At 60.8% G+C, this 12,253-nt stretch carries 4 protein-coding genes; 3 read left to right on the top strand and 1 reads right to left on the bottom strand.

Translation table 11 applies throughout. The annotated features are described in order from the left end of the window. Window positions 1-178: 178 nt before the first annotated feature. The 3 genes from RV1423_RS15635 to RV1423_RS15625 all read left to right on the top strand — a co-directional run bounded on the left by RV1423_RS15635 (window position 179) and on the right by RV1423_RS15625 (window position 11,055). Window positions 179-628, top strand: a complete 450-nt coding sequence (locus RV1423_RS15635; protein WP_034298337.1) for an Hsp20/alpha crystallin family protein — start codon at window positions 179-181, stop codon at window positions 626-628. A 530-nt stretch (window positions 629-1,158) separates the two neighbouring features. After that, window positions 1,159-9,912, top strand: a complete 8,754-nt coding sequence (locus RV1423_RS15630) for a glycoside hydrolase family 94 protein (RefSeq protein WP_306409723.1) — start codon at window positions 1,159-1,161, stop codon at window positions 9,910-9,912. A gap of 9 nt (window positions 9,913-9,921) precedes the next feature. Continuing rightward, a complete protein-coding gene (locus RV1423_RS15625; protein ID WP_034298336.1) occupies window positions 9,922-11,055 on the top strand; it encodes a sensor histidine kinase in 1,134 nt (377 codons plus the stop codon). Between the two features lie 295 nt (window positions 11,056-11,350). Here the strand turns inward: RV1423_RS15625 and RV1423_RS15620 are convergent. Next, the coding region (locus tag RV1423_RS15620) for a CsgG/HfaB family protein (protein ID WP_034298335.1) at window positions 11,351-12,253 on the bottom strand (903 nt) is incomplete at its 5' end.

The following is a 12,253-nucleotide window of genomic DNA, read 5'->3' as shown; positions in this document are numbered from 1 at the left end:
CGGTTCCATGCTAACCGTGCAGACCACGACCACATTTGATATGGATCATATGACGCATCCGCCGACGCGCCTATGCTTAACTTTGCGATGAAGTCACATCGCGTCAGGGCGGCGCAATTAATAGATAGTGTTATTACAGCTTCCTATTGAATGTCATCGATAGAAAGTGAGGTCAATCATGGCTGGTAATTTGATGCGTTTTTCTCCGTTCAACGATATCGCGCGCTTCGAACCCTTCGGAGGATTCGAAGACATGCTCCGGGAGTTGCGCCTGGCGCCGGCGTTACAGGCATTTGAGACCGGGCAAACCATGAAAATGGATGTTTCCGAAACCGAAAAAGCCTACACGGTGAAAGCCGAGGTCCCCGGCATGAAGAAAGAGGACATCAAAGTCGACATCGACGGCAATAAGGTGTCGATTGCGGCAGAAACTTCTCAGGTCAAAGAACAAAAAGACGGCGAAACCGTTGTGCGCAGCGAACGATTTTCCGGGCGGCTGTATCGCGGTTTTACATTGGCCCATGAGATTGACGCTGAACACTCCGTTGCAAAATACCAGGATGGCGTTCTCGAATTGACGCTTCCCAAAAAAGCGGGCAATGGAACAAAACCGTTGACGATCAGTTAAGAAAGCGCATTTGCAGGCATGGCGCCATTACGGAACGACAATCGGGGGGCGCTTCCCCCGATTGGTTTCGCGGAGCCTTATATGCTCACCGAAGAAAATCCGCGATGACGAAAGCCGTCGCGTGAACCATCTGCCAATCGTAGCCGTACGGCAAGACGAAAACCGCTGCGCCGGTCTGTATCCGCATGTGCGTCCACAGACCCATCGCAAATTAACGTACACTGTCGGAAATCGTATTGACCGCACACCGCACACTTTCTGCAGCGATAACCGACATCATCTCCCTGTGCATCGTTCGCAGCCTCAGGCCGCGAGAACGATCCAGCCCACAGCGAAGCCAGCCATTCTGCGTGTGACCCGGAGCACACAAACCTGGATTCAGCTTTTCCGCAGTTCTCATTGACCGCTTCCAACCCGTCGGCATGGCGCATGGGAGCGGTATTTATACGCATATACGAATCGCGCAACCTTGCCTACGGCATCGGCAACAGGTACTGGCGTTTGTATCGGCAGGACGAAAGACGTGGATCGTGAAACCAGACCAAATACAACTCGAAGAAGAATTACCGCTGCGCGCCGAGCTATTCAGCGCCTTGCAAATGGAACAGCATGGCCGCGTACTGGCCAACGCACACAAGCTGAGCCCGACTTACGGCCCGGATAAACTGTTATTGCGGCTGGCCGATAACGAAACGACGATCGTCAACGCCTGCACGCGGCTCACCGATGCCATCAAGGCCGGCCGCCAGGTCACGCCGGCAGCCGAATGGCTGCTCGACAATTTCTACCTGATCGAAGAACAGATCCGCACCGCCAAACGCCATCTTCCCAAAAATTACAGCAAGGAATTGCCGCGTCTGCTGCACGGCAATTCCGCCGGCAGCCCACGGGTATATGACATTGCCCTGGAGACGATTGCCCACGGCGACGGCCGCGTCGATCCTGAAAGCCTGAGCCGCTTCGTCGTGGCTTACCAGCAAACCACGACGCTCAATCTCGGCGAGCTATGGGCCATTCCCATCATGCTGCGGCTGGCTCTGATCGAAAACCTGAGGCGCGTGGCCGCACGCTTGTCGGCCACGCGCCTCAACCGCAATCTGGCGCACTTCTGGGCCGACGCGATGATGGAAGTCGCGGACAAGGACCCCAGCAACCTGATCCTGCAAGTCGCCGACATGGCGCGCTCCGATCCGCCGCTGGAAAGTTCATTTGTCGCCGAACTGGTGCGGCGGCTGCAAGGGCAAAGTCCTACCCTGACGCTGCCGCTGACCTGGCTTGCGCAACGGTTGGCCGCCACCGGCAACAGCATCGAACATCTGGTGCAGCAAGAAAGCCAACGCCAGGCCGCCGATCAGGTTTCCATCAGCAACAGCATCGGTTCGCTGCGGTTTCTGAGCAGCATGGACTGGCGCGAATTTGTCGAGACCATGAGCGCGGTCGACCACATCCTGCGCGAAGATCCGGGCGATAGCTATGCGCGCATGGACTTTGCGACACGCGATCGCTACCGGCACGTGGTGGAAAGAACTGCACGCAAGGGCGTGCTTACCGAGACAGAGGTCGCGCGCCAGGCCATTGCATTGGCGCACGCCGCCGCGACGCAAAACGGCGCCGACGACCGCCGCGCCCATGTCGGCTACTACCTGATCGGTGCCGGACTGGAACAGTTGCAGACGACAGCGGCCGTCGGCTGGTCGATGCGCCGACGCGTTCAGCGGCTGGCGATGACGTTTCCGGTGACGATATACCTTGGCGCCATACTATCGATCACTGCGCTGGCCACCTGGGGAGTACTTGCCGAAGCATATCGCAGCGGCGCTCATCATTGGCATCCTTTATGGCTGGCGCTATTGGGGCTTCTTGCCGCATGGCCCGCCAGCCAGTTCGCGCAATCGATCGTCAACTGGCTGGCGCCCTTGCTGGTTGCGCCGCGGTTGTTGCCGAGAATGGATATGTCGGGCGGCATCCCGCCCGAGTCGCGTACGCTGGTGGTGGTGCCGACGCTGCTGCTCACGCCTGCGGGCACGGAAAGCCTGGCGGAAGCATTGGAGGTGCGCTTTCTGGCAAATCAGGACGTCAACCTGCGTTTTTGCCTGTTGACCGATTTCGCCGATGCGCCGAGCGAAACCATGCCGGAAGATGGGCTCTTGCTGGAGTCGGCGACGCGATTGATGGCCGCACTCAATCTGAAATACCCCCGCGCCGGCGGCGACAATTTCCTGCTGTTGCATCGGCCGCGCCGCTGGAATCCAGAAGAGGCCGTGTGGATGGCCTACGAACGCAAGCGCGGCAAACTGGGCGATCTGAATGCCTTCCTGCGCGGCGCCGGTCCTGATGCTTTCTGCGCCGTCGTCGGCAATGTCGACGGTCTGATCAATACCCGTTACGTCATCACCCTGGATACCGACACCGAATTGCCGCGCGACGCCGCCCGGCAATTCGTGGCCACCATGGCGCATCCGCTGAACCGTCCGCTGTACGATCCCGTGCACAAAAAAATCAGCGACGGCTACGGCATCCTGCAACCGCGCGTCGCGGTCAGCTCGCCCAGCGCACAGGCTTCGCGCTACGAACTGTTGTGCGGCGGCGAAACCGGGATCGATCCTTATACCCGCACCGTTTCCGACGTCTATCAGGATCTGTTCGGAGAAGGCTCGTTCATCGGCAAAGGCATCTACGACGTCGATGCCTTCGAGCATGTCTTGCAGGCCCGCATGCCTGAAAACCGCATCCTGAGCCACGACTTGCTGGAAGGCTGCTATGCCCGCGCCGGCCTGATCAGCGATATTCAGTTGTACGAGCAGTATCCGTCGCGCTACAGCGCCGACGTCAGTCGCCGCCATCGCTGGATCCGCGGCGACTGGCAAATCGCGGCGTGGCTATGGCCGCACGTGCCGACGGGCCGCGATGCATCGAGCGGGAAAATCCGTTACGAAAAAACGCCGCTGTCGGCACTGTCGCGCTGGAAACTGTTCGACAATCTGCGCCGCAGCCTGGTCGCTCCAGCGCTGACGATTGTCGCCCTGAGCGGATGGATCCTGCTGCCGCGGCCGTGGTTCTGGACCGGCGCGCTGCTTGCCGTGACGCTGGTTCCGGTGTTCTGTTCGCTGTTGCTCAACCTGTTGAAGAAGCCCGCCGAAATCCGGCTGCAACAACATGTTTCGGCATCGCTCAATACGCTCTGGACGCAACTGATGCACGCCGGCCTGGCCGTCAGCCTGTTGCCTTATGAAAGCTGGTACCACCTCGATGCGATCGTGCGCACGCAATGGCGGCTGCATGTCTCGCACCGGCGTTTGCTGGAGTGGAACAGCTCTGGAGAAGCAAATGCCCGCGCCGGCAATCAATTGCGTTCCTACTATGCAGCGATGTGGCAATCTCCCCTGCTGGCGCTGATCGTCGCGCTGTACCTGGACCTGCGCCATCCTTCCGCGCTGGCTGCGGCTGCTCCGGTTATGTTGCTATGGTGGCTGGCGCCGTTTATCGTCTTCCGCATCAGCCAGCCGATCATGCGACGCGCCGCCCGCTTGAGCGAAGCGCAAAACGCTTACCTGGCTTCGCTGGCGAGAAAAATATGGCTGTTCTTCGAAACCTATGTCGGACCGGCCGACAACTGGCTGCCGCCCGACAATCTGCAGGAGCAGCCGGTGGAAGTCCTGGCGCGGCGCACCTCGCCCACCAACATCGGATTGTCGCTGCTGGCCAATCTGACCGCCTACGATTTCGGCTACATTCCGGGCGGACAATTGCTGGACCGCACCCGCAACACCTTCCAGACCATGGCTGCGTTGGAACGTTACCAGGGGCATTTTTACAATTGGTACGACACCCAGTACCTGCGCCCGCTGCCGCCCGCCTACGTGTCGACGGTGGACAGCGGCAACCTGGCCGGACATCTGCTGACCCTGCTGCCCGGCTTGCAGGCGCTGGCGGATGCGCCGATATTGCATCCCAAATTGTTTCCCGGCATTCGCGACGCCTTCTCCATCCTGAACGGGTTGGTACAGGAGTTGCCGATTGCGTCGTCGCCGTTGCTGCTGGAATTGTCGTTGTTCGAACAGGAGCTGGAAGCCGCGTGCCAGATGCCCCCTCAGTCCTTGAGCGGCGCTTGCGGCATTCTCGAGAAGCTGAATCGCCATATCGCCGACTTCTCCCGGCAATTGAACCAGCTCCCGCCTGCGCCCGCACCGATACATCCCTCCGATAAACAGCCTGACCGGCTTGGCCAGATCCGCCAATGGGAACGCGCACTGGCGAGCCAATGCCGGGAAGCCGTGGCGGAATTGCATGCGCTGGCGCCCTGGCTGCACACCGACCACCTGAGACATTGCAATGACACTATGCCGTCGCTGGTCGCGACGTTGAACGGTCCGCTCACTTTGCGCCGGATCGCGCAGCTTCCCGCGCTCGCGTCCCCACCGGAAATGAGGGACACCGAGCAAAACCGTGTCGCGCTTTCCGCCTTGCAAGGCTTGATGAAAGAAGGCGGCGATCTCGCGGCGTCGCGCCTGACTGCCATCGACATGCTGATCAGGCAGGCAGGCGAGTTCGCGCGCATGGAATATCGATTCCTGTACGACCCGGCAACGCATTTGCTGGCAATCGGTTACAACGTCGCCGAGCGCCGCCGCGACACCGGTTTCTATGACTTGCTGGCGTCGGAAGCGCGGCTGGCGACGTTCGTCGGCATCGCTCAGGGACAACTGCCGCAAGACAGTTGGTTTGCGCTGGGCCGGCAACTCACCATCGCCGGCGGCGAACCTATCCTGCTGTCCTGGAGCGGCTCGATGTTCGAGTACCTGATGCCGTTGCTGGTCATGCCGACCTTTGCCGGCACCCTGCTCGACCAGACTTACCGCTCGGCGGTGGAACGTCAAATCAGCTACGGCGCCCAGCGCGGCGTGTACTGGGGCATGTCGGAATCCGGCTATCACAGCTTCGATGCCAGCCTGAATTATCAATATCGCACTTTCGGCGTGCCGGGACTCGGCTTCAAGCGCGGCCTGGCCGACGATCTGGTGATTGCGCCGTATGCGTCGGTGATGGCCTTGATGGTGGCGCCGGAACAGGCTTGCAGCAATTTGCAGGACATGAGCGCGGCCGGTTTCGAAGGCGCATACGGCCTGTATGAGGCGATCGACTACACGCCGTCGCGTTTGCCGCGCGGCCAGGGCAATGCCGTGATCCGCTCCTTCATGGCCCACCATCAGGGCATGAGCTTCCTGTCGCTGGCCTATCTGTTGCTGGACCGGCCGATGCAACGGCGCTTCGAATCCCATCCCTTGTTCCAGGCCACCATGTCGCTGCTGCACGAGCGCGTGCCCAAGGCCGGCGCCAATTATTCAAACGCCTCGGAACTCGCCGACGTGCGCGTTGCCGCCGGCGATCAGGGCCAGCAATTCCGCGTGGTGCGGCGTCCAGATCCGCGCACGCCGGAAGTGCAACTGCTGTCCAACGGCCGCTACCACGTTATGGTCACCAGCGCCGGCGGCAGCTACAGCCGCTGGAACGACCTGGCGCTGACGCGTTGGCGCGAAGACACCACGCGCGACCATTGGGGCAATTTTTGCTACGTGCGCGACGTGAAAGACGGCGGATTCTGGTCTGCCGCTTACCAGCCCAGCCTGACGCCGCCGACGCATTATGAAGTGATTTTCTCAGAAGGCCGCGCCGAGTTTCGTCGCAGCGACCGCGACATCGACATGCACACGGAGATCGTCGTCTCTCCCGAAGACGACATCGAGCTGCGTCGCACCAAGATCACCAACCGATCGCGTTCGGCCCGCACCCTCGACATCACCAGCTATGCCGAAGTGGTGCTGGCGCCGGCCGCCGCGGACGCCATGCATCCCGCGTTCAGCAATCTGTTCGTGCAGACCGAGATCGATCCCTGGCACGGCGCGCTGCTGTGCACCCGACGGCCGCGCTCGGTCAATGAAAGCGTGCCGTGGATGTTCCACCTGATGGCGGTCCACGGCGCCGACGCCGGCCCCGCTTCCTACGAAACCGACCGCATGCAGTTCATCGGCCGCGGCAACACGACGGCCGCGCCGCAAGCCATGCGGCGAAGCGGCCCGCTGTCGGGCAGCGTCGGTTCGGTGCTCGACCCGATCGTGTCGATCCGGCGCCGCATCACGCTGGAAGCGGAACAATCCGTCACCATCGACATGGTGACCGGCGTCGCAGCCAACCGCGACATCTGCGAAGAACTGATCGGCAAATACCAGGACCGCCATCTGGCCGACCGCGTGATGGAACTGGCATGGACCCACAACCAGGTCGTGCTGCGCCAGCTCAACGCCAGCGAAGCCGACGCCCAGCTTTACGGCCGCCTGGCCAACTCGGTGATCTATGCCAATCCCTTGTTGCGCGCCAACGCCAGCATTCTCGAACGCAACCGGCGCGGCCAATCGGCGTTATGGAGCTATGCGATTTCGGGCGACCTTCCCATCGTGCTCGTACAGATCCGCGACATGATCAATATCGAACTGGTCCGCCAACTGGTGCAGGCCCATGCCTACTGGCGTTCGAAAGGATTGGCGGTGGACCTGGTGATCTGGAACGAAGACCATGCCGGTTACCGCCAGGTGCTGCAGGAGCAGATTCTCAATCTGATCTCCTCCGTCACGGGCGCGCACACGATCGACAGGCCGGGCGGCATCTTTGTCCGCTTGCTGGACCAGATTTCGGATGAAGACCGCATCCTGTTCCAGTCGGTGGCGCGGGTCATCCTGAGCGACAGCAGCGGCACGCTGGCGGAGCAGGTGAACCGCCGCGAAGCGCCCGAAGCAAGACTGCCGTTGCTGGCGCCCAAACCCGGCCTGCCGCCTGACGCCGCGCAAGCGGTCCGGGTCGCCCCCATCCCGCCGGCGCCTTTGCTGTACAACGGCATGGGCGGCTTCAGCGCCGACGGCCGCGAGTACCTGATCGTCACCGGCGACGCCCGCTACACGCCGGCGCCATGGAGCAATGTCATCGCCAACGCCGGCTTCGGCAGCGTCGTGTCGGAAAGCGGCCAGGCCTATACCTGGGCCGAGAATGCCCATGAATTCCGCCTCACGCCCTGGGCCAACGATCCGGTCGGCGACGGCGGCGGCGAAGCGTTTTACCTGCGCGACGAATACAGCGGCGCCAGTTGGTCGCCGACACCGTTGCCGCGGCGCGGCAGCGGCGATTACCTGACCCGTCACGGCTTCGGCTACAGCGTGTTCGAACACGTCGAAGACGGCATCTTCTCCGAACTGACCATGTTTGTCGCGCTGGATGCGCCCGTGAAATATGTGGCGCTGCGCGTGCGCAACGATTCGGACAGGATGCGCCAGCTTTCGGCCACCGGCTACATCGAATGGGTGCTCGGCGATCTGCGCGCCAAAACCGCGATGCACGTCACCAGCGATGTCGACCCCGCCACCGGCGCGCTGTTTGCACACAATCACTACAACACCGAATTTCCGCATCAGATGGCATTTTTCGATCTCGACGCGTCCGGCAAGACCGTCACCTGCGATCGTCATGAATTCATCGGGCGCAACCGCTCGCTGCAAAATCCGGTCGCCCTGGAACGGCAGCGCCTGTCCGGCAAGGTCGGCGCCGGCCTGGATCCGTGCGCGGCGATCCAGACGGTATTCGACCTGAATCCGGGCCAGGAGCGCGAGATGGTGTTCATGCTCGGCGTGAACGACAGGCGCGAGAGCGACGCCAGCACGCTGATCCTGCGCCATCGCGGCACGGTCGCCGCCCGCGATGCATTGCAGGCCGTGAAGGATTACTGGGCGCGCACGCTGGGAACGATACAGGTCGCCACACCGGAGCCGGCGCTGGACGTGCTGGCCAACGGCTGGCTGCTGTACCAGACGCTGGCTTGCCGCATGTGGGCGCGCAGCGGCTACTATCAATCCGGCGGCGCATTCGGTTTCCGCGATCAGTTGCAGGATGCGATGGCGCTGGTGCATAGCGAACCGGCGCTGGTGCGCAGCCACCTGCTGCTGTGCGCGGCGCATCAGTTCGTCGAAGGCGATGTGCAGCACTGGTGGCATCCGCCGACCGATCGCGGCGTGCGCACGCATTGCTCGGACGATTACCTGTGGCTGCCGCTGGCAGTGCATCGCTACGTCGTCACCACCGGCGATGTCGCGGTGCTGCACGAAACGGCCTCCTTCATCGAAGGCCGGCCCGTGAGTGCGGAAGAAGATTCCTATTACGACCTGCCGCAACGCTCTTCGGAAAATGCCACGCTGTACCAGCATTGCGTGCGCGCAATCCGCCACGGTCTGAGATTCGGCGTCCACGGACTGTCGCTGATCGGGTCCTGCGACTGGAACGACGGCATGGACAAGGTCGGCGAACAAGGCAAAGGCGAAAGCGTCTGGCTCAGCTTCTTCTTCTACGAAGTGCTGATGCGTTTTGCCGATATCGCCGTTCTGCAGCAAGACGAGGAGTTTGCCGCAAGCTGCCGCGACAACGCGCGGCAACTGCAACAACGCATCGAAGAACATGGCTGGGATGGCAACTGGTATCTGCGCGCCTATTTCGACGACGGCAGTCCGCTCGGTTCGGCCGCCAACATGGAATGCCGGATCGATTCGATTTCCCAAAGCTGGGCTGTGCTCTCCGGCGCCGGCGATCCGCAGCGCGCGCAACAGGCGATGCAATCGGTCAGGCAACGCCTGGTGCGCGACAAGGACAAGCTGATCCAGTTGCTCGATCCGCCGTTCGACCGCTCCGACCAGAACCCTGGTTACATTCGCGGCTATGTTCCCGGCGTACGCGAAAACGGCGGCCAGTACACGCATGCCGCGATCTGGGCGATCATGGCGTTTGCTCGCATGGGCGACCGCAAGTCGGCATGGGATCTGATGCGCATGATCAATCCCGTCAATCACGCCAGGAACGCCGAAGAAATCGCAACCTACAAGGTCGAGCCCTATGTGGTTGCCGCCGACGTCTACGCTGTGCCCCCCCATACCGGTCGCGGCGGCTGGACCTGGTACACCGGCTCGGCCGGCTGGATGTACCGATTGCTGGTCGAATCGCTGCTGGGACTGCATATTGAAGGCGACAGGCTGACGATCGACGCCTGCGTTCCTCCGGATTGGGAAAGCTACGGCATTGACTACCGCTACGGCAGCACCCGTTATCGGATCGCGATCACGCAAACGCACGATGCCGGACAGCGTCCCGAGAGTTGCCGGATCAGACTCGATGGCGCCGACTTGCCGGGCGTCATGCTGAAACTGGTCGACGATCATCTCGACCACAGGATCGAAATCGCCCTCTCTCGCTGAAAGCTTGCCATGAAACTCTACTATTTCATCACCAAGCACATGGAGGACATCCTCGCCGAATGGGAAGAGTTCGCACACACCTTGTCCGGCGAATCCAGAGAGAAGCCGGACCTGGTGCTGCGCGACCATGCCAGGGAAATCCTGCAGGCCATCGCGGTCGACATCGAGACGCAGCAGGACTCGGAACAACAGCAGCAGAAATCGCAAGGCCTCGCGCCCGGCCTCTATTCGCAGCGCAGCGCCGCATCGATACACGGCGCCTTGCGCCAGGCCGGCGATTTCTCCCTTCAGCAGGTCAGCGCGGAATACCGTGCCTTGCGCGCCACAGTCTTACGCCTGTGGCTGCCGCAAGTGAACGGCATGTCCGCAAAGACGATAGATCAGATGGTGCGCTTCAATGAAGCGATCGACCAGGCGTTAAGCGAATCGATACTTACTTTTTCTGCGCGTGCGGACCACACCCGGGAATTGTTTCTGGCCATTCTCGGGCATGATCTGCGGGCGCCGTTGAGCAACATGGTCCTGGCCGGAGACCTGTTGATGCGCGCCAACCTTCATCCCGACAAGATCGTCGAACTCGGCGCCCGGGTAAAACGCAGCGCCCGCCTGATGAACAGCATGGTCGACGATCTGCTCGGTTACACCAGGACGCAATTGGGTAGCGGCATGCCCACCCTGCGCTTGCCCACCGACCTGCACGACATATTTCGCTCCGTGGTGGAAGAAGCCAGCGCAAGCCATCCCGCCATGACATTTGAGCTGCGCGAAAACGGCAACATGACCGGATCTTTCGACGCCGTCCGCATGCATCAGTTATTCTCCAATCTGGTCTTGAACGCGGCACAGTACTGCACGCCCGGGCGGCCCGTCACCATTGACGCCCGCAGTGAAGAGAACAAAATTATCGTGAGCGTGCAGAATTACGGCGCCGATATCCCTTTCGCATCGCTGCAATCCATCTTCAAACCGCTGGTGCAGCTCCCGACCGATTCCGGCAACGACGGACGCCCGCGCACCAGCCTGGGCCTGGGCCTATTTATCGCCCGCGAAGTGGCCCTGGCGCATGGCGGCAAGATTTCGGTGGAGTCCAGTCCGGAGTCGGGGACGATCTTTACTGTCGAGCTTCCGGTCAGTTTCCCATGAAGGTGCGACCACTCCACTTCGACTTCTGCATAAAATGGCCGACGACACGCTTCAACGGAAAAGGTCGGCTTAGGCTGAAATGCTATTCACTCAAGCCTATTTTTCCAGCCTCGTCGTCCCAGCACACGCTGGGACCCAGTGTCGTGACGACATCCGGTACGACGCTGGGTCCTGACTTTCGTCAGGACGACGGTTGTGATGAACTGGCAATGCAGCAAGGAGCTTTAGACTTGACTGAACGGCATTACGGCTTAGGCTGGCTTGAAAGAATATGCAGTTGGCAATCGATTGCGGATTACCAATCTTCCGATTCGGACTTCTTCTTCATCGCGACGGCGCGTTGAGGTTTCGCAGCGGTTCCCGCCTTGTCTGCCGGCTTCGCAGTCGCCGCATTATCCGGCGACGAAGATGCCTGCTCGGCAACAACAGCTTTCGATGCTGTTGGGCCGGCAACTGCTTCCCGTAACTGCAGCGCCCCCTTCTGCACGTTGCCAAGATCGATCGTGACATTTTCCAGCACGCCATAAGAGAGATTCGGCGTTACGCGATTGATGACGACGTCGCAGCATGGATTTTCCATGTTGCCCAGAGACTGGCCGGTCTGGGGATCCTTGATTTCCTTGCCTTGCAGGTAAATCCGGTAACGGCCGTTTTCGGCAACGGCTTGTCCTCCCTGGCTCAGTACGACATTATTGCCGTCGCGTTCGACGATCGAAATCGGGAAAGTTCTCAACAGGATCGCTTCGGCTGCTTTTTTCACGATCTCGCCCTGCATGTTCTTCAGGGTTGAACTCTCGTCAAATTTCGCTCCCAACGTCGTCGGCGCAATAGCCGGCGGCGTCCCCTGCAGCGTGTTCGACTGCAGAATCTGACGCGTGGCCAGATTGATCATGCGCTGCGATACAGACCACCCGCCCGAATAACTCACCAGTTCCCGATCCGATGTTTGCAGCTTGCGGACATTCTTTGAATAGGAAAGCTCATTGACCACGCCCACCCAAACGAGATCGGCGCTTAAAGCCTGACCCATTTTGGCGAAATCGGCATTGCCGGTTTTCCCTGAGCTGATCATGTTCAGCTCATTCTGCAATTCGCTGTCGAATTGACGATCAAGAACAGTAAATCGCCCGGTCTGACTTAGCGCATCAATAATTTGCTGGCGGATGGCCGACAGTATTTCATTGGCGGGAATCTGACG

This window comes from Herbaspirillum sp. RV1423 (assembly GCF_000577615.1).
Taxonomy (GTDB): Bacteria; Pseudomonadota; Gammaproteobacteria; order Burkholderiales; family Burkholderiaceae_D; genus Herbaspirillum.
The sequence above is the reverse complement of the archived record's forward strand: the minus strand, read 5'-3'. Positions and strand labels throughout refer to the sequence as shown.

Coding starts and splice junctions, on each gene's coding strand:
- RV1423_RS15635 (WP_034298337.1), top strand. CDS start 179: ATGGCTGGTAATTTGATGCGTTTTTCTCCGTTCAACGATATCGCGCGC.
- RV1423_RS15625 (WP_034298336.1), top strand. CDS start 9,922: ATGAAACTCTACTATTTCATCACCAAGCACATGGAGGACATCCTCGCC.